23 protein-coding genes and 1 tRNA gene are annotated in these 18,133 nt (G+C 45.3%); 12 read left to right on the top strand and 12 right to left on the bottom strand.

What is annotated here, in order from left to right; genetic code table 11:
* Positions 1–3: 3 nt before the first annotated feature.
* Positions 4–810 (bottom strand): hypothetical protein, encoded by an 807-nt coding sequence (locus DF182_RS25505; protein WP_113618590.1) that lies wholly within the window; start codon positions 808–810, stop codon positions 4–6.
* A gap of 562 nt (positions 811–1,372) precedes the next feature.
* Between DF182_RS25505 and DF182_RS32900 the strand changes: the two genes are divergently transcribed.
* Positions 1,373–1,627 (top strand): P63C domain-containing protein, encoded by a 255-nt coding sequence (locus tag DF182_RS32900; RefSeq protein ID WP_113618589.1) that lies wholly within the window; start codon positions 1,373–1,375, stop codon positions 1,625–1,627.
* Between the two features lie 1,439 nt (positions 1,628–3,066).
* On the opposite strand, the gene DF182_RS25490 is transcribed toward DF182_RS32900, so the two are convergent.
* Positions 3,067–3,139 (bottom strand) — tRNA-Lys (locus tag DF182_RS25490).
* Between the two features lie 53 nt (positions 3,140–3,192).
* The gene (locus tag DF182_RS25485) at positions 3,193–3,486 is read right to left on the bottom strand and encodes an isochorismate lyase (RefSeq protein WP_113618587.1); all 294 of its coding nucleotides are present in this window, start codon (positions 3,484–3,486) and stop codon (positions 3,193–3,195) included.
* A gap of 88 nt (positions 3,487–3,574) precedes the next feature.
* Between DF182_RS25485 and DF182_RS25480 the strand changes: the two genes are divergently transcribed.
* From DF182_RS25480 to DF182_RS25470, 3 genes are all read left to right on the top strand, one after another.
* Positions 3,575–4,666 (top strand): winged helix DNA-binding domain-containing protein, encoded by a 1,092-nt coding sequence (locus DF182_RS25480; protein WP_147243546.1) that lies wholly within the window; start codon positions 3,575–3,577, stop codon positions 4,664–4,666.
* Between the two features lie 78 nt (positions 4,667–4,744).
* Positions 4,745–5,119 (top strand): VOC family protein, encoded by a 375-nt coding sequence (locus DF182_RS25475; protein ID WP_113618585.1) that lies wholly within the window; start codon positions 4,745–4,747, stop codon positions 5,117–5,119.
* A 3-nt stretch (positions 5,120–5,122) separates the two neighbouring features.
* Entirely contained in the window at positions 5,123–5,536 is a 414-nt protein-coding gene (locus DF182_RS25470) for a MarR family winged helix-turn-helix transcriptional regulator (protein ID WP_113618584.1), read from the top strand.
* Here DF182_RS25470 and DF182_RS25465 read toward each other — a convergent pair.
* Together DF182_RS25465 and DF182_RS25460 are read right to left on the bottom strand one after the other, a co-directional pair.
* Positions 5,533–5,919, bottom strand: coding sequence for a nuclear transport factor 2 family protein (locus tag DF182_RS25465; protein ID WP_113618583.1), 387 nt, complete (start codon positions 5,917–5,919; stop codon positions 5,533–5,535). The genes DF182_RS25470 and DF182_RS25465 overlap by 4 nt on opposite strands.
* An 11-nt stretch (positions 5,920–5,930) precedes the next feature.
* Positions 5,931–7,313, bottom strand: coding sequence for an MFS transporter (locus DF182_RS25460; RefSeq protein ID WP_161964262.1), 1,383 nt, complete (start codon positions 7,311–7,313; stop codon positions 5,931–5,933).
* A gap of 91 nt (positions 7,314–7,404) precedes the next feature.
* On the opposite strand from DF182_RS25460, the gene DF182_RS32185 reads away from it, so the two are divergent.
* From DF182_RS32185 to DF182_RS25435, 4 genes are all read left to right on the top strand, one after another.
* On the top strand, positions 7,405–8,277 hold the full coding sequence (locus tag DF182_RS32185) for an AraC family transcriptional regulator (RefSeq protein ID WP_161964261.1): 873 nt from the start codon (positions 7,405–7,407) through the stop codon (positions 8,275–8,277).
* A gap of 135 nt (positions 8,278–8,412) precedes the next feature.
* Positions 8,413–8,892: a glycine zipper family protein gene (locus DF182_RS25445; RefSeq protein WP_161964260.1), complete on the top strand. Its 480-nt coding sequence runs from the start codon at positions 8,413–8,415 to the stop codon at positions 8,890–8,892.
* Positions 8,893–8,932: 40 nt separating this feature from the next.
* Entirely contained in the window at positions 8,933–9,148 is a 216-nt protein-coding gene (locus tag DF182_RS25440; RefSeq protein ID WP_113618580.1) for a hypothetical protein, read from the top strand.
* Positions 9,149–9,355: 207 nt separating this feature from the next.
* Entirely contained in the window at positions 9,356–10,090 is a 735-nt protein-coding gene (locus DF182_RS25435) for a protein phosphatase 2C domain-containing protein (protein WP_113618579.1), read from the top strand.
* On the opposite strand, the gene DF182_RS25430 is transcribed toward DF182_RS25435, so the two are convergent.
* Genes DF182_RS25430 through DF182_RS25410 form a run of 5 tightly spaced genes read right to left on the bottom strand, consistent with a single transcriptional unit; the run spans position 10,080 to position 14,013 of the window.
* On the bottom strand, positions 10,080–10,592 hold the full coding sequence (locus tag DF182_RS25430; protein ID WP_147243544.1) for a 2'-5' RNA ligase family protein: 513 nt from the start codon (positions 10,590–10,592) through the stop codon (positions 10,080–10,082). The two genes, DF182_RS25435 and DF182_RS25430, sit on opposite strands and share 11 nt — an antisense overlap.
* Before the next feature lie 8 nt (positions 10,593–10,600).
* Positions 10,601–11,287, bottom strand: a complete 687-nt coding sequence (locus tag DF182_RS25425; protein ID WP_113618577.1) for a LytR/AlgR family response regulator transcription factor — start codon at positions 11,285–11,287, stop codon at positions 10,601–10,603.
* Positions 11,262–12,311 carry a sensor histidine kinase gene (locus DF182_RS25420; protein ID WP_113618576.1) on the bottom strand — a complete coding sequence of 350 codons (1,050 nt, stop codon included), beginning with the start codon at positions 12,309–12,311 and terminating at the stop codon, positions 11,262–11,264. Before DF182_RS25420 ends, DF182_RS25425 begins: the two co-directional genes overlap by 26 nt.
* A gap of 16 nt (positions 12,312–12,327) precedes the next feature.
* Positions 12,328–13,101: an ABC transporter permease gene (locus DF182_RS25415; protein WP_113618575.1), complete on the bottom strand. Its 774-nt coding sequence runs from the start codon at positions 13,099–13,101 to the stop codon at positions 12,328–12,330.
* Positions 13,102–13,104: 3 nt separating this feature from the next.
* Positions 13,105–14,013, bottom strand: a complete 909-nt coding sequence (locus tag DF182_RS25410; RefSeq protein ID WP_113618574.1) for an ABC transporter ATP-binding protein — start codon at positions 14,011–14,013, stop codon at positions 13,105–13,107.
* A 227-nt stretch (positions 14,014–14,240) separates the two neighbouring features.
* On the opposite strand from DF182_RS25410, the gene DF182_RS25405 reads away from it, so the two are divergent.
* Positions 14,241–15,059: an SDR family oxidoreductase gene (locus tag DF182_RS25405; protein WP_113618573.1), complete on the top strand. Its 819-nt coding sequence runs from the start codon at positions 14,241–14,243 to the stop codon at positions 15,057–15,059.
* Between the two features lie 150 nt (positions 15,060–15,209).
* On the opposite strand, the gene DF182_RS25400 is transcribed toward DF182_RS25405, so the two are convergent.
* Positions 15,210–16,103 carry a protease complex subunit PrcB family protein gene (locus tag DF182_RS25400; RefSeq protein ID WP_113618572.1) on the bottom strand — a complete coding sequence of 298 codons (894 nt, stop codon included), beginning with the start codon at positions 16,101–16,103 and terminating at the stop codon, positions 15,210–15,212.
* Between the two features lie 136 nt (positions 16,104–16,239).
* Between DF182_RS25400 and DF182_RS25395 the strand changes: the two genes are divergently transcribed.
* The 3 genes from DF182_RS25395 (at position 16,240) to DF182_RS25385 (ending at position 17,551) form a co-directional block, all read left to right on the top strand.
* Entirely contained in the window at positions 16,240–16,458 is a 219-nt protein-coding gene (locus tag DF182_RS25395) for a helix-hairpin-helix domain-containing protein (RefSeq protein ID WP_113618571.1), read from the top strand.
* Positions 16,459–16,605: 147 nt separating this feature from the next.
* Positions 16,606–17,154 (top strand): DUF4199 domain-containing protein, encoded by a 549-nt coding sequence (locus DF182_RS25390; RefSeq protein ID WP_113619728.1) that lies wholly within the window; start codon positions 16,606–16,608, stop codon positions 17,152–17,154.
* A 10-nt stretch (positions 17,155–17,164) separates the two neighbouring features.
* On the top strand, positions 17,165–17,551 hold the full coding sequence (locus tag DF182_RS25385; RefSeq protein WP_113618570.1) for a VOC family protein: 387 nt from the start codon (positions 17,165–17,167) through the stop codon (positions 17,549–17,551).
* Between the two features lie 82 nt (positions 17,552–17,633).
* On the opposite strand, the gene DF182_RS25380 is transcribed toward DF182_RS25385, so the two are convergent.
* Positions 17,634–18,047 (bottom strand): VOC family protein, encoded by a 414-nt coding sequence (locus DF182_RS25380; RefSeq protein ID WP_113618569.1) that lies wholly within the window; start codon positions 18,045–18,047, stop codon positions 17,634–17,636.
* Positions 18,048–18,133 lie beyond the last annotated feature (86 nt).

Genomic DNA, 18,133 nt, shown 5'->3' with positions numbered 1-18,133 from the left:
AGGCTACAGGCTCTTATAGGAAAGGTTATTTTTCTCAATTTTCGCTTCCAACTCAATAATTTTCTCATTGAGCTTAATTATATACAGCGTTTGTTCTTCAAGCTTCTGAAGCAATATAGCATTCATCTGAGTCACATCTAATCCAGTATCATTGAGGCTGGCTGCACTAGGTACTCCCGGCAAATGTTTATTCACCTGAATAAACTCTTTCACCTCCTGGAGAGTAGGAAGTTTATATTCTTTCTCAAATACAAAATCCGGCCATTGTGATATATTTTTCAGCAATAGTTTGTCAGCTACAATTCCCCCATTTACCGCAAACATATACCCAAGAGGAATCCGGGTTGTGTTTATTGCAACAGCATTGGTACTCGCCTGTACATACATCGCAGGTTTTGTCACGTCTGGTTTCGGTCCCATCCATATAAAAAAATCCTTTACAGCAGCACCGCCATTAGAAGATGACCAGATAAAAGTACCAGGAAGAGGCCCTCCCCACGATGTATTACCTATCCCCATTAGGAAATAGGACGAAATACTTGCATTTGCATTATCATAAAAATCAGCAATAGCATTTGCTTTATCTGTTTTAGGCAACACCCGGAAATAATTATTCCCGGAATATCCACCAATTTTTACGGTTCCTTCAAAGCTGGAAGGCCCGGTGGCAGTAAAAGACCCTGTGGAATTAAGATAGCCGTTAACATTGACGGTTCCTTGATAATTGTAAGTTCCAGACAGATTTGTTGTTTGAGCAACAACGGATAGACTTGCAAAACAAAAAAGGAATAGGAAATAAATACGTGTCATTAGTGGTTTCTAATTATTATTCAGGACAGTTTATAGCTTCAATCGCTACTAATTAAGAATATAGATTTTTTTCAGACCGCGAAGGTGTGTTTTTTTTTTAACAATAGGAAATACAATTTATTCTACAGACGAAAGGAAAACATTTTGATTGTTCAACACAGCCAATATAATCAATACATTTTTCAAGCGAACTACTATTCCCTATTAGCAAACAGGGCTAAGGATGTTTATACCAGCAACAAAAACAGGAATTAACATCAAGATAAAAATGAGATTTTAAACCATTCCGCGGGATCATTCTATAAAGATATCTTGTGGTTATTTACCTCCATTTTTTTTCATGATCTTGTACCGTATCAACTACGTTTTAATCTTTTGAGCATTCTAAACCAATCAATTTTATTGATTTGAACAATGTCGAATTAATTGGATACAAAGCGTCGCTACTTCCTCATATTGCTCTGTTTTTATTGATGCAGGCGAAGCGGGAAAACTTAAAAGTAATCAAATACACATCTTTGATCAGTGCAAGCTATTAGTTCGAGGAATTGCAACTGTGGGAATGATCGCCCTAGTTGACGAAGCTACCGGGTACCAGTATGACAGAGAAAGGTTTGAGCTACAAAAAATTCCTACTGCATATATTTCGGATGAGATTTTAAAATGGCAGCTCACATTTACTGATGAATTCTACAAACAAGTATATCGACTGTGGGGATTGCCACTCATACCCCAATACATCAAAAATAAACCTTCAATTATAGGTAAGCTTATAACCCGCTACATATATGAACATTTACCTGAGGGAGTATTATAAAAAATAAACACCCCAAAACTGAAAAAGGTAATTGGAAATATAAATTTCCCCCATCCCTCACACCAGAAATTGGACGAGAACACTTGAAAAAACAGATCATTAAAGTGACGACATTAATGTCAATTGCTGAATCCCAAGAGCAATTTCAGCACTTATTTAAAATGAAATATAACAAGACGATACAATTAGAGATGGAGTTTAATGAGGAAATTAAGCCTCCTGCTTTAAACAAATTTGATGCTAGTCTTCAGACCGCTTTACTTACCTCGGCAAAATAACCATTAAAACCATCCGCTAAACAATTGCGGATGGTTTTAATGCAATTCAACAATATCAACAATCATAAAATTCTTTATCTTAGTAAAAGCTCGTTAACCAAAACCTGCTACCTGTACAAGTACTGCTGAAATACAGATAAATCTACCTTGCTAAATACAGAAACCGCTATTCCTCCTAAATTCCGGAACAGTAAAATTCGTCCGTATATCGTCCGATCTACCCCAAAATGTACGGCTCCCCGGTAGAATTAAATGAACAATTTGCAACGCTTCTGCCGCCAGCTTGCGATAATATCACCCATGCCCCAAAAGAGAAATATTTACATCTTCAACAGGAACAAACCGGTATTGGTCACCGATGAAATTCGACATTTAATATGGACAATCGGAATTGTAAAATCTTGTTATGAATAAAATCCAGGAAATAGAATCAGCACTGCAGTTAAGTGAAAATAGCCTACGTGCTTTTAATGTAGATAATCAGAATTATGAAATATGGGGCCTGTTAAAAAGAAGAGTGGATTTGAGAAAAGATCTGCGTAAGTTAAAATGAGAGCAGAAAAGTATCCTGGAAAGGCAACAGTTTCGGGAAAGCGATCTATTAACAACACTCCGGTTTTATGAAAGGTATGGAGAAGAAATTAAAGATCAATGGTTATATAAGAAAACTTATATAGAGATGACCGAAATATATCGAAAAGATATTAAGAATGATTTCGGAGATTTAAATATACTTTTTAGGGTAATCAGGGAAGTTCTTGACAGTGGCAATTATGTAAATGTGGGAGAAAATAATTGTTTGAAGATATGTTTTCAAATCCTGTCGGAAAGAGAGATTGAAGGCCCGGTAGTTAATGATTTTCTTTACAATTATGAAGTATTGGTTTCTATGAAATTTCCTCTGTAAAAGGATTAGTTGGCATTATTCAATACATGTCCTCGCGGCCTTCATATGAATCAAGTATTATTAAGAATAAACTACTTCCTTACTATACATCTAAGTAAGGGTGAATTGTTGGTTAAATTTATCGTAAAAAAATAATAGTCCGTTAACCTGTATAAAGTACGGGAAAGAAATCGGGGTTATACAAAAGGAACTCCACTAAACCCTCGACAAAAAAACAAAACCCCGCGCCATGCGCGAGGTTTCTAAAACTCCAGTGATCCCGCTGGGACTCGAACCCAGGACCCATACATTAAAAGTGTATTGCTCTACCAACTGAGCTACGGAATCATTTCCCTTAAACGGAGCGCGAAGATATTTAATTATTTAACACTTCCAAAAAATTATTGTTTTTTCCAGTGACTCATTTCTTCTGAAATAAAATAATTCACGAGGTCGGTGTACATTTTTTCGATTACATCAGGATCAAGTCCTGCCGTGGAAGCCCACTCCCGGCGTGTCTGCAGCATGGCTTTAAACCGTTCCGGTGCTTTTACTGCGGCGGCGTCGGTTTTAAATTTAGCAGCGGCCTGTACATAAGCATAACGTTCGGCGAGCTGTTGGATAATATGATGATCGATGCGGTCTATCTCCTGGCGGATCTCGGTCATATCAGAGCATTCATGTGGTTGTTTCATTGGTGTAGGAAGATTTTGAGGTAAGGTAAAAATAATTTTCATATCAACTGACATACTGTTGTCACCAGGTGATTATTTCTTTGTTGGCATGAAAGGAACCACTAACTTAACAACCATGAATGCTTTTGATATTACATTACAAAGACTACAGTACCAGCACCTCCTGACTCCGGAATTCAGAGATCCGTCAGCGTTAGTGTCGTGGATGGGCGCAGTACAGGCACAGGACTATGCTGCTTCCAAATGGGCTATAGGTCAGCGTTTGAAGGACATTACCGAAACCATGCTGGACGACGCCATGGGCAACTGGTCCATTATCCGTACACATGTGCTGCGTCCTACCTGGCATTTTGTGGCGCCACAGGACCTGCGCTGGATGCTGGAACTGACGGCTCCCCGGATCAAAGCGTTTTGTTCGTATAATGATAACCGTTGGGGTATCACCCCGGCGATGATTTCAAAGAGTCATAAAATACTGGAGAAACTGTTGCGCGACAAACAACAGCTCAACCGGCTGCAGATCGCGCCTGCCCTTCGTGAAGCAGGTATCTCCACAGATGAGTATCGCCTGGGGGCCCTGCTGATGCATGCAGAACTGGACCGTATCATCTGCAGTGGTCCAAGGCATGGGAAACAGTTCACCTATGTGTTGCTGGAAGAACACGTCGCTCCGGTGGCGTCTTTAAGCCGGGAAGCCTCTCTGGCTACGCTCGCCCTGCGGTACTTTACCAGTCATGGCCCCGCTACCTTACAGGACTATGCCTGGTGGTCGGGGCTGACAATCACAGAAGCCAAAAGAGGCCTGGACGCTATTCAGGACGAGCTGGTATCTGTAGCAGTGGATGGTAAGACTTATTGGATGTCACCCGATCAGCAGCATCCGGCCGCTCAGCCCTCCGTTTTCCTGCTGCCTGCTTTTGATGAGTTTACCGTAGCCTATAAAAAAAGAGATATCCAGCAACTGCTGATCAACGGGAGCCTCCCTCCTATGGCCAGCCTCGGGCCGGTAATAGTAGTAGATGGCCAGATCACCGGCACATGGAAACGAAGCATCCGAAAAAATGATATACTCCTCGAACTGCAACACTTCCAACCACTGAAAAAATCACATCAGCCAGCGCTGAAAGCTGCTATTCAACAATACAGTGATTTCACCGGCTCACCCGTAAGCCTGAAATAAAAATTTTAAAAGAATGATCATTCGATTATATTTGCAAAATAAAAAAGAACGAACATTCGCTTTAAAATTCACAACACTATGACCATCAATCACTTAAACTTAACTGTAAAAGATGTTTCCCAGGCCAGCCTCTTTTTCCAGACTAATCTCGGCTTTCAACATAGCAGCGACACTCCACCTAACGACACCATCGCTGTACTGAACGGACCAGATGGTTTCCTGTTGGTACTCATGCAGGAACGGCTAAACGAAAACGGTAATCACTCCTATCCCGATGCCTTCCACATTGGTTTTTATCTGCCCGATAAAGCAGCCGTACATCACACCTGGCAACAGTTACAGGATGGCGGTATACTACTGACCCAAGCCCCTAAACAGATCCGGAAAACATTCGGTTTCTACTTTCACTACGATAACATCATGATCGAAATCACCACTGCCAATAACAACTAACACATGGAAAATCCTAAACCCATCGGATGGTATCTCAAAGAAGCCGACAGCCTTATCACAGCCACCTTCAACAGTACCTTCGAAAGCATGGACCTTACCCGCTTTCACTGGCAGGTACTAAAAAACATCTCCGTCCATGGTAGTATTTCGCTGAATGAATACTACCCACAGGTGGCACGTTTTATCACTCCTGAAACATTACAGGAAATAGTACATACACTTACAACCCGCGGCTGGATTACCTTTCATGACAATACCTGCCGCTTCACAGATACCGGTGCAAAAGCCTTTGCCAGCATGGCCGCCAGGCAACAGAAAATCCAGGAAAAGATGCTGGAAGGTACCCGCCTGGAAGACTATACCCACACCATCCTTTTCCTGGATAAGATCATTCAGAACCTGAAAACCGGGATCTAAGGCATTTCCCAGAGGTTCAGCCATACCATATGCTCTCCTTCGCGGATAAATACAGCACTGGAATAACGGGTATTTTCATTGGTCCCATCGTGCTGTGTTTCTGTATAAGTGAGCAACACGTGGTGTTGAGTGGCGTAACCCTGTATATCGTTAATGGTTATACGCATTTCCGGATATTGCCCGAAAGCCGCTGGCAGCCAGGAAGCCAGGTCCTGCCGGTCGCGTCTGACACCATTGGGCGATACCATCCGGAAATCATGGCTGATGTATTGTAACACACCTTCACTACCGGCAGCGGCTACACGCTCTTCACCCTTGAACCAGGCTGTTATGTACTCACTAAACCGGATAACTTCTTCTTTTGCTTTACTGAGATTGTCCATATTATTTGATTTTATTTTTTTGTGGATGATAGGGAGATGACCAACGCGAGTCCCAGCAACTCCAGTGCTGCCAGGCATCCCAGGGTGATGCCCAGCGCAGTTGGAGCAATAAAATGTTCCAACAGGGCAAAAAACAAGGTTCCCAACAGGGCCACACCCATTACGCCGCCCACCTGGATAGCCGTGCTCACAATACCTGCAGCCTGACCAGCCACCGGCCCTGGCATCGCTGCCAGTATGATACGCATGATGGAAGGCATTACAATACCATGGCCTATGCCCGCACAAAACAACCCTGCCTGTAGCAGCAGGCCCGGTTCCGGTGATTGTAGCAGACTTATCACCACCAGGCTAAAGCCCGTCACCAGCAGCCCCTGCCCCAAACCAATGATATAAGTACCCAGCCTCCTGGCCAGCACCGGGCTGATCAATGGTCCCACAAAGAACCCCGCTGCATAAGGCAGCACCGACAGCCCCGCCGACAATACATCGTGGTGCAGTTCATGTTGTAAATAATAAGGATATACCAGGAAAAAAGCGGCTGTATGATTGTACAAATAAATGACACCCAACCCTTTCACAAAATGCCGGTCCTTAAACAAGGGCAGCTGTATCAATGGAGCCCGTCCGCGTTTCAGCGTAAGCTGTTCGATATATACAAAACAACCACCAGCCAGTACCGCCCCCAGCAAACACACAAATATCCATGCCGGCCAATGCGCCTCACGCCCCATAATAATCGGGTAGATAAACAATAACAACGCCAGTGTGATCAGCAGCATACCTGGTATATCCAGCTGCTGCCGGAAAGGAGGCCGGTTCTCTTTTAATATATACTTGCCCGTTATACCTGTAATAATACCCACCGGTATATTGATCATAAACACGCTTTGCCAGGTCCAGCCAAAGATACCAGCCTCAACGAGCACGCCACCTAGCAGCTGTCCACCTATAGCCGCCAGTCCAAACACGGCCCCGAAAATACCCATGGCCAGCGGCTGCTCCTTAGCCGGAAAGATCACCCGGATAGTAGACAATACCTGCGGCGCCAGTAAAGCTGCCGACAAACCCTGTACAATCCGCGCCCCTATCAGCAAACGAATATCTGTTGCCATCGCACAAATGCCGGAAGTAAGGGTAAACAACATCATCCCCAGCAAAAAAATACGTTTCCGTCCGTAAATATCTCCTAACCGGCCACCTGTCACAACAAATACCGCATAGGACGCTCCATAACCAGCAACTACCAGCTGCAAAGCGCCCTCCGATGCGTTCAGCCCGCTTTTAATGGCCGGCAAGGCTACATTCACAATAAAAAAATCCAGCGGCGATAAAAATGCGCCCATACAAAGCACTGCCAGTGCCCACCAACGGCGGTCATCCATTTCTTCCATAATAAATTCCTTTCTGTTATGCCCGCAAAGAAACTTCGGATTGTACAATAAAAAATGGCACTTTAACAGGTTTTGCCTGTACTTTTGCACTATGTTCAACAAGCTGCTGCAGGAACCATACGATATCATACTGGAGGAACAGGAAGTCTGGGAGGCGCCCCGACAGCCACAGCCCTTCTTCCAGCTAGTGTACGTACGTGAAGGCCGGGGATATCATTATGTCAACGACAACCGATATGACTACCACCAGGGAAAACTGTTTTTGCTATCGCCCAAAGACCGCTACCATTACGACATACAGGAAAAAACGGCTTTTACCGTTATTCGTTTCACCGAGCTCTTTATTACACAGCTGAAAGATGAAGTGTCGCGACTGGAGATGTGCGACTGGATGAAAAAGACCGATTACATCTTTAATAACTTCCGCGCCAAAGCTGGCTGCATCTTCCACGACACAGCCGATCAGGACATGGCCCATGCTTTACTCGGCAACATCACCCGGGAGCAACAACTGCATGGCAAAGGGTACCAGCTCATCATCCGTCAATCAATTTCTATACTCCTCAACCTGATCGCCCGCAACCTGCTACGCTCCGAATCTCCGGATGTACATGAAAACAGCGGCCAGTACTCTGTACTCCGCATGATTAGTTATCTCCAGGAACATATTTATCATCCCGAACGATTACGCATGCACGTTTTGGCAGCCTCATTCAACATGTCAGTGCATTACCTCGGTGAGTACTTTAAGAAACATACCGGTCAGAGCATACAGGACTATATCATCAGTTATAAGCTGAAGCTGGTGGAGATACGACTGTCCTACAGCAATATGCGGGTACGTGAAATAGCAGAGGAGCTGGGGTTTACAGACGAAAGTTACCTTTCCCGCCTCTTTAAAAAACACAGAGGGATCACTCCCGGCGCACACCGCAAACAAACCCGGAAACAACTGCCGGCATAATTTGCAGATCGCCGGCCACGTGTCGTACTGGCGTTACTTTTACCTTCTCTAAACAAAATATATACAGAAATTTAACATATGGCATAGTTTTCGCTTGCTGCTGTCAAACCTAAAATTTTCCAAAAATTTTAAACCATGAAACAGATAGTTTTAGCCTTAGCGACTGTAGTAACACTTTTCTCCTGCAGCAATAACAACAGCAGCGACACTGCTGCCGCAGTAGAAAAAGCTAAAAAAGAGACCATTGACTCCATCAATGCGATCAATGTTGCCAAACAGCAGGTGATAGATTCCATGAATGCCGTTAAGCACTCCGCTCATAAAGGCAAAACAATGGAAGCTGCTACACCTAACAGCTATGCAGCTCCCAGCACTGCCGCCGCAGATAATACCCCTGCTCCGGCTCCCGCTCCGGCAGCCAAAAAGAAAAAAGGCTGGAGCCATACCGCTAAAGGTGCTGTGGTAGGTGCAGGTGCAGGCGCCATCACCGGTGCTATCATCAATCCAGACCACGTAAAAGGTGCAGCCATCGGTACTATCATCGGTGCCGGCGTAGGAGCTGGTACAGGTGCCATCGTGGACCACGCTAAAAAGAAAAAAGCTGCCAATCAGTAAATTCATCTGAATTCCGATATAAAAGCGGGTGTATCAAATTTTGATACACCCGCTTTTTATTTACAGGATACCCGGATTTGTGATACTGGATAATTATCCGCTGCACTTTTCAGGTGAAAAGTATTATCAGGGAATATCACCATCCACCCGGTATTCCTCCTATGGAGAAACTACTCAAAACGAACCAGGTAAAGACAAAATGCAGAAACAGCTGTCACAGCAAACAGTGGAAAATGATGTTATGTTATCGATATAAAAAAAGAAAATGCACAACAACAACTGTTCCCTAAGTAACTTCAGCCGAAAGTAAGATAATACCTATGAAAAAAACTGTACTGGCCATTGCCGCAATATGGAAGAAAAGCCGAAAACAATGAGAAGATACCGTCTCGGAAATTACTTTTCAAGACAGCACCTTTTTTTATTGTATAACAAACTATGACTACTTTCGGGCACCAACACTATGAAGATTTACGCCACCCTGCAAATAGGAGACTTTCACCTCAATCACTGCGAAGACTATTACCTAATTGAAAACATCGGTACAGACCGGCTGCTGATGGCTGTTATGGACGGTTGCACTATGGCCCGCGACAGCTACTTCGCCTCCACCCTCGTTGCCCGTATCCTGAAAAAAATCTGTATCACACAAGGATACCAGGAACTGTACAACCCAGGGAAACCTAAGCCCAGCCTGGAAGATCAGCTCAAACTGATCTTATCCGAACTCATGACTACCTTAAAGCAGATGCAGGAACAGCTGCTGCTGGAGCAACAGGACCTGCTTACCACCCTCATCCTCTTTCTGGCAGATAAAAAAGAAAACACCGGTATCATACTGACTATTGGAGACGGTTTAGTGAGCATTAATGGCCACCTCACCGAATTTGACCATGACAACAAACCCGATTATCTGGGCTTCCATCTCCATCAAGACTTTGATCAATGGTATCATTCTCTCACCCAGAAAATCTTCGTCCCCAACATACAGCATATCAGTATTGCCACCGACGGTATTCTGTTCTTCAAACCCTGCCGCAACGTGGATATTCCGCTGGAAGATCCGGTAGAACTACTTCTCCACGACAAGTCAGATATGGACAAGGATGATATGCTCGACCGGAAACTGAAAACCCTCGAACATGTATATGGATTAAGACCCACCGATGATATCGCGATCATCCGGGTTATTCAGTAAACATAAATCTGTCCAGCGCTTTCCAGGGGCCACGCAGATAAGCCCAGGTAGCAAAACCGGTAGCCATAATGGAGAAGGGAACAAACGCCTGTTTTAGTTGTGCATGCAGTTGCGCAGCCTTAAAGGCCGTTACTTTATTCTGAATAGTGATATGCGGACGTAGTGGTTGCCGGTCTTGCCGCACCAGCCAGGGATCAAAAGCTGCTTGCAGACCAGCATGCAGCTCTTGTAATTCCGGTGAGTTAAGCGTATAGGCGATACCGGTACCGAAGTTAACAATGCCGTCTACCAACAGGGAAAAAGAAGGTCTTCGGCTATTACACGCCAATACTTCCGGAATAGATGATTCCATACCCGGCAATTTATGAAACAACGTCACATGTGCCTGCAGGTAATTGGCATGCCCCGGAAAATGAGCCTCCCGTAGCCGGTTGAATACGGCCATATCGGAGGGAGCTATCTCCAGGGTGACGATAATCGGTTTGGGTTGTAATAGATGCATATGCAAAACTACCCGCGGGTGATCAATGCAAAAAAATCTTTTTTATAGGTCTCTGAAACAGGAATGGTAATACCGGCAATACGGATACCATCGCGTTCTATGCTGTCTATTTTGCTGATGGCGACCATATATGATTTGTGGACACGGCAAACCTGCGCTGGTGGCAGTTCCTGTTCGAACCAGCCAAAGGGCTGCAAAGTCATGATCTGCTTATGCAGCGTATATACTTTACGGTAGTCCCTTTTACCTTCTATATAGAGAATATCGTCGAGCACCACTTTTTCCAGCCGCCACGACGTTTTTATGAAGATAAAGGAAGACACTGCCGGCGCCTGACGCGACAGATTATGCAGCACTTTGTCTATGGCCTGCATAAAACGATCAAAGGTGTAAGGCTTCAGCAAATAATCGGTTACATTCAGCTCATAACCTTTGATAGCATATTCTTCGTAAGCCGTGATCAGTACTACTTCGCAACTGGCATTGGCCGCCTCCAGCAGCTGTATGCCTGAAATCCCGCCGATGTTGATATCCAGCAGAATCAGTTGTACCGGATGCAGCCGCAGAAATACCATTGCATCGATACCGTTATCAAATGTACCCATCAGCTGCAGATAAGGCAGCTTTTCTACATAGCCCCTCACCCGTTCCAATGCCAGGGGCTCATCTTCAACAATGATGCAGTTGATCTTCATGTGTTTCCAATATCAGGTTTACTTGATAAATGCCTTGTTCACGGGTAATATGGAGCTGATGGCACCCGGGATACAATAATGTCAGTCTTCTTTGCAACAGCTCATTGCCTAACCCGTTGTGTTCTTGTCTGATAGCTGGTTGCGCACTGTACAGATTACGGCAGCTAAATACCAGACGCTCCGGCGTTATCTGCAAATGAATATGAATGGCATCTTCTGCTTTTTTATGTTCTGCATGTTTGAAAGCATTCTCTATATAGGAAATTAAAAGCATAGGGGCAATCATCCGGTTGCCAGGCTCCCCTTCTACCTGATAGGTCACATAACTGGCATTGGACGAGCGTATCCGTTGCAGCGCGATATACTGATCAATATACATCAGTTCCCGCGAAAGCGGGATCTGTTCCGCCCTCGCTTCGTACAACATAAAACGCATAATACCCGACAACTGGTTGAGATACAGGGAAGCTCTTTCTGCATCTTTGGATATCAGTACATCAATATTATTGATCGTATTAAAAAGAAAGTGTGGGTTGATCTGTGCTTTGATCAGTGCCATGGAGATATCGAAGTTCTTTTTATTCAGTTCTTCTTTTAGTTTGATATCCCCGTACCAGCTGACAAAACCTTTCATGACCAGGCCGATCACACCATGTATGGCAGCCAGACAAGACAACAGCAAAGCCATGGTCAGGTCCTGTTGCAAAGTCATTCGGTTGTTCCAGGGTAATAAAAAACAGGTGACCAGTGTGCCGATAGTCAGAGCCGCCACCACAGCAGCGATACAGAGTACTCCTATCCTTTGTTTATTAAGATACCGGTCAAACAATACCGTATAAAAAGTATAGAACCCCAGGAACCCCGGTGCAAAACAGAAGATAGCTATCGGAGGCATCATAAAGATGCCTGCCAGTTCCCATGATAATATGCCTCCTTTGATAACCACCAGCGCAAAACAAAGTATGAGCAGATAATACAGTAGCCAGTAGCCCGTATGTAAAAGAATGACTGCGGATTTTTTCATAGCAGTTACTGTTGTTTTACCCTTTTTCTTTTTTGTTGATGTAAAACACGTATGCCAATATGCTGAACAGTAAAAAATAACCGGTAGCCAACACTTGTATACTCACAGGACGGTCCACCGGATTAAAGCTGTTATTGAACACCAGGACGCAATAAATGTAAGGAATTATGAAACTATATTTCCATCTAAAGACGATCATAGCGGTGATATAAAGGCCCAGTCCTACGCCGAGGGGCAACAGGAAATTCCGGTACAGCAGCCCCAGTAAATACTGCAGCGCCACTATCGGCAAACAGGTTATCAGAAACTGCCAGTTGCCATTCAGGTATTTCAGCCAGGGGAAAGCTTCTGCGGGAAAAGGAACATCCCGCACCAGCAATGCGGGCACTATGCCGGTAAGATAAATACCGATATTAAATAACAGAAAAAACTGCAGCAACATTAGCAGGATGACGGTTAGCTTGGCCAGAAAAATGATAGAGGGCCGCTGTGGTGTTACATGCAGCAGCTTCCAGGTGTTATTGCTCGTCTCCAGCTGGGTAATCAGACTGGTGGTCAATATCACCCCCATTGGCAGCAGAAAGAAGCTCATATATCGCCAGGCGTGATTATAGAGCTGCTCCCATATATCGGGGGCTGCATTGGTTTTCGGGAGCTGATCAAAATAATAAAACCGTACACACAACATGAACAAGGGTACAAACAAGCCACCGGCAACGGTAAGCCAGGCCGCGGCGCTGTGCCGTTTCTTCAGCCATTCGCTTTGAAGACTATGTATATAAGCAATCATAGGTTATGTATTGATGAGGTCCATAAAAATTGTTTCCAGGTCATTTTTAACGGCCTGTATACCGTAAACGCCTATACCGTGCTGCACCAGCAGGCTGTTCAGCCCTGCAATAGTCTCTTCGGGCAGTGCCGGTATCCTGATCCGGCCGGCTTCGGCGCGGGCCTCCACCTGCTGGTGACTGAGCAGTTGCAGCGCAGCCGCAGGATGGGTCGTATCCAGCAGAAATCCCTGTGTTTCCTGACGTCTGCATACCAGCGCATCCAGGCTGTCTTCAAATACCATCCTGCCTTTGTTGATAATACCGATATGGGTGGCCAGCCGCTCCACTTCAGACAACAGATGACTGGAGATGATGATGGTAGTACCTTGTTCGCGGTTGATTTTTTTCAGCAGTTCACGCATTTCAATAATGCCGTTGGGGTCCAGTCCATTGGTAGGTTCGTCCAGTATCAGCAGGGAAGGCTGGTGCAGCATGGCCATAGCCAGTGCCAGCCGCTGTTTCATTCCCAGGGAGAACTGTCCGGCTTTTTTGTTGGCCACCGCGCCCAGTCCTACGGTTTGTAACACTGCGCCCATGTTGGCTTTCGGGCATTGATAAATTTTCTGAAGAACAGACAGGTTTTCGATGGCACTGAGATGTTCATATATCGCAGGGCTTTCGATCAGACAACCTGTCCGGCGCATTACTTCCAGGCGGTGCCGGTCAGCCTGAAGGCCCAGGATATGGATAGTGCCGGCTTGTTTTCGTAACAGGCCGGTCAGCAGGCGCAGCGTCGTCGTTTTGCCGGCACCGTTAGGACCGAGGAAACCATAGATGGCCCCTTCCGATACCTGCAGACAGATATCCTGCAACACTGTTTCCCTGGAGGAAAAACGGTAGCTGAGTTGGTGAGCTTCAAGTGCGTAATTCATATTCAGATAAAAGATAACAGGCTCAAAAATAGGCGGCCCGTCAGCACGGCGGGCGGCTGCTTTGTGATTCCGGCTGCTTTTTCTGCATATGGGGTAAAATGTTCTGCAAAATGGTCCGGCAAAAAAAAATTTACATGGTAGTTTATCGAGTCTGGGGTATATTTAAGAAAGGTCGGCGGCCAATCGCCGGCAGATAAAAAATATCATTTCACCAAAAGCAGCATCATATGACCTTTCAAAACCGCACTATTTTTATTACCGGGGCCAGCAGAGGCATCGGTGAAGCCATTGCCCTCAAACTCGCTGCTGCCGGCGCCAATATCGTTATCGCTGCCAAAAGCGTGGAAGAAGATCCACGCCTTGGAGGCACCATCTTCTCTGTAGCCGCTGCTGTAGAAAGCGCCGGAGGCAAAGCCCTGCCCATACAGGTAGATATCCGCGATGAAGCCCAGATACAACAGGCTGTTCAAAAAGCTGCAGACACTTTCGGTGGTATAGACGTTGTGATCAATAACGCCTCCGCCATACAGCTCACCAACACCGAACAAACGCCCGCCAAACGTTTCGACCTCATGTATGATATCAATGTAAGAGGTACTTTTCTGGTCACCCAACATTGTATACCCTACCTGAAAAAAGGCAACAATCCGCATATCCTCACTCTGTCTCCGCCTGTAAACATTACACCACAATGGCTGGGGCCACACGTGGCCTATACGATCAGCAAATACAATATGAGCATGCTCACCCTGGGATGGGCCGAAGAGCTGAAATCCTATGGCATCGCTGCCAACTCCCTGTGGCCGGCAACAACCATTGCTACAGCCGCTATCAAAAACCTGCTGGGAGGCGACGCAATTATAAAAGTTAGCCGCAAGCCCGCTATCATGGCCGACGCAGCATACTATATACTGGATAAACCGGCCGCTTCCTGCACCGGCAATAACTTTATAGATGAGGCGGTATTAAAAGCAGAAGGTATTACCGATCTGGCCCATTACGCCGTGACACCTGGTGGCAGGTTACAGCCAGATCTATTTCTGTAAGGATTCACCAGCCGGGGAAAAATATACTGGTGCTTTCTTAAAAATTACTGATGAAGTTTTATCAGGTCCTGCATATGACCATTGAGCAGCATCGCGTGTTTTACAAACAATTGTTCGTAAAACACGCGATGCTGCTCAACGGAAAAAAACTTACTTATCCTCCTGTAAGGTCACCTTATAAGCAACAGATACAAATGTTTCAGCTTTAGGTTCTGTGATCACCTGCATATACATTTTGTCCGGTGCCGGATTTGTGAGTTTGTAGTGCACGGTAGCAGTACCGTTTTCGGCAAAGTCAATAGCTGTGATGGTTATCTGGTAACCTGAATTAGGTTTGCTGCCCCGGGAAACAACAACACTGTTGACGTTTGTATTCACGGGTGTAGTGGTGAAAGACACTGTTTCCTTTTCCTGGTTGCCGCCCTGGCGCTCTTTAAAAGACTGTACAAAAGCGGCTGCTTTTTTCACCATGGCTTCAGCTTCTTTCGCTGTAATGTTGGCTTTTGGACGGAAACTACCGTTCTCCAGCGCTACCACACCAAATTTGATCAGGTTTTGTACAGCATTGTCGCCTTTCCCTTTAGTAGTGAAGGCAGCAGCATCTTTGATATTGATCCACATCATATTCACGGGGTATGGCCCTGTGTGTTCGATACCTTCTTCCAGCGCTATGGCAAACTGTTCACGGGTCATGGGCACATTAAAACGCTGGCTGCGGGCCAGCGTGATACCATTATTGGCGGCAATGATCACCGCTTGTGCATAAGAAGCCTTGTTATCTGCATTAGTGCAGTAATCGGTCGCTTTGGGTTCTTTGATAAACCGGATGTTGTCAATATTGAGGCCCAGCCCTTTTACAATGAGCTCGATTCCCTGGCCATAAGAGACCTGCTGGGCCGGTTTTCCCTGTTGGATACCGTCAGCGGCCACCGCTGATACGGCCAGCGCCGGAGTAATGAAAACATTCTTCTCCCGGCTGAAAAGCGGCTGGCTCTGGAGTGTCAGGCAAACGAGTGGCAATGCGATAACAGTACGTCTGTTCATAGGAAAATAAAATTTAGCTGTGCGCAAATGTAATTTTTTAAAGTTATGTATGTTGTTATTTTACCCATAGTTGACGTATCACACCTGGCAAATGTTACAATATCATTGTAAATTTAATCATCCACACTCGTCACATATGCGAAAAAAATCAACGCCACCAGCTGCTAACACACTGCCCAAACTGGCTTCACCGGCATTACGTGCGCTCCACAATGCAGGATACACCTCGCTGGAACAGTTATCGAAGGTCTCCGAATCCACGCTGCTACAACTGCACGGCATGGGTCCCAACGCCATCACCAGGATTAAGGAAGCCCTGCAGGAGCAAGGACTCACCCTGGCAAAGGAAAAATAATGACTGTGCCAGGCATAGGTGCTGTAACCTAAATATGATAACTTTATGATCACAGAAAATGTTTAAACAGCACGCATGAAGTGGCACATCATATAGACAAAAAATGAGGCAGGTCCGGCATCTTTGGATATCTACAAAATTACACAGATGAAAAAAAATGTGCTTGTTTTTGGCTTGATTGCAGGTGCCATTATCAGCCTGATGATGGTCGTCTCCACATTATGGTGTTATAATGATCCCAACTTCAAAGGGAATATGGTGCTCGGTTATGCCGGGATGCTGGCCGCTTTCTCTTTTGTATTTGTGGGCATAAAAAACTTCAGGGATAAATACAACAACGGCGTTATCTCCTTCTGGAAAGCTTTGAAAATAGGGCTGTTGATATCACTGATAGCTGCCACCGTTTATGTTGTGATATGGCTCATAGACTACTATCTGTTTATTCCCGACTTCATGGATAAATACAGCGCACATATGCTGAAAGAAGCCCGTGAAGCCCATCCCAACCCGGTCACGCTTCAGGAAAGATTACAGGAAATAGAACATTTCAGGGAGCTGTATAAAAATCCGCTGTGGGTCATTATCATCACCTATTCGGAAGTATTGCCCGTAGGACTGGCTGTCACCCTAATCAGTGCTATGATCTTAAAACGCCGGAAAGGTAATGATACCTCCACCATGATCACTCACTACTAAAATCATTGATATGAAAATAGCCATGACAGGGGTTTATGTAAACGACCCGTTAGAAGCCTTTAAACATTATACCGAAACACTTGGGTTTCTTAAAAAGATATTTGTACCGGAAGCAATGCTGGCTGTTGTGGTATCACCCGAAGCACCGGACGGCCCTGCGCTGCTATTGGAACCCTCCGATCACCCTATTTCAAAAGCCTATCAGCAAGGGCTATACGCAGCAGGCATCCCCATTATCGTAATGGGCACTCAAACGCTGGAAGATGACTATGCCAGGCTGAGCGCCAAAGGTGTCATTTTCCGTAAACCGCCTACCAAAACGGACTGGGGCATGGAAGCCGTGTTCGAAGATAACTGCGGGAATCTGATTTCCCTATCACAGATTTCCCAGGGCTGAAGCCCTGGGCTAAATTAGATTAAGTTGAATGAGATGAGAGCACCGGGTTCATACCCGGGCCAGTCTTTTTATAGCAAGATGATCAGCTGTTAACCATCCATTTAATACCGTATTTATCGGTCAGATTGCCATGCCACTCGCCCCAGAACTGTTTACCAAAAGGTACTCCAACCTCCCCTCCTTCAGCCAGCTGGTCAAATACTTTCTGTGCCGTTGCAGAATCGGGGAATGTTAAAGACAAAGAGACGTCACCACTGTTTTTCTTTGATTCCTTTCCGGGAAATATATCGCTGGCGTAGATAGCCAAACCATTAAACTGCAGCCTCGCATGCAACACCTTATCACGGTATGCTTCCGGAGCATTCATAGCAGGATGATCGTAGCGGGTCCAGATTTTAAACGTGCCTCCAAGAACCGTGGCATAAAAATTCAATGCTTCTTCGCAATTGCCCCCGAAAGTAATGTAGGGTATCAGTTCATACTTTTTTTCTTCCATGACATTTGTTTTTTACAGTGATGCACAGACAAGATAAGTATAAAAACGATAAGAATGGGGCCAGGTGAGAGATCTAAGCTTTTTTT

This window comes from Chitinophaga flava (assembly GCF_003308995.1).
GTDB lineage: Bacteria > Bacteroidota > Bacteroidia > Chitinophagales > Chitinophagaceae > Chitinophaga > Chitinophaga flava.
Note: the sequence above shows the minus strand (reverse complement) of the source record. Positions and strands in the feature narration are given on the sequence as shown.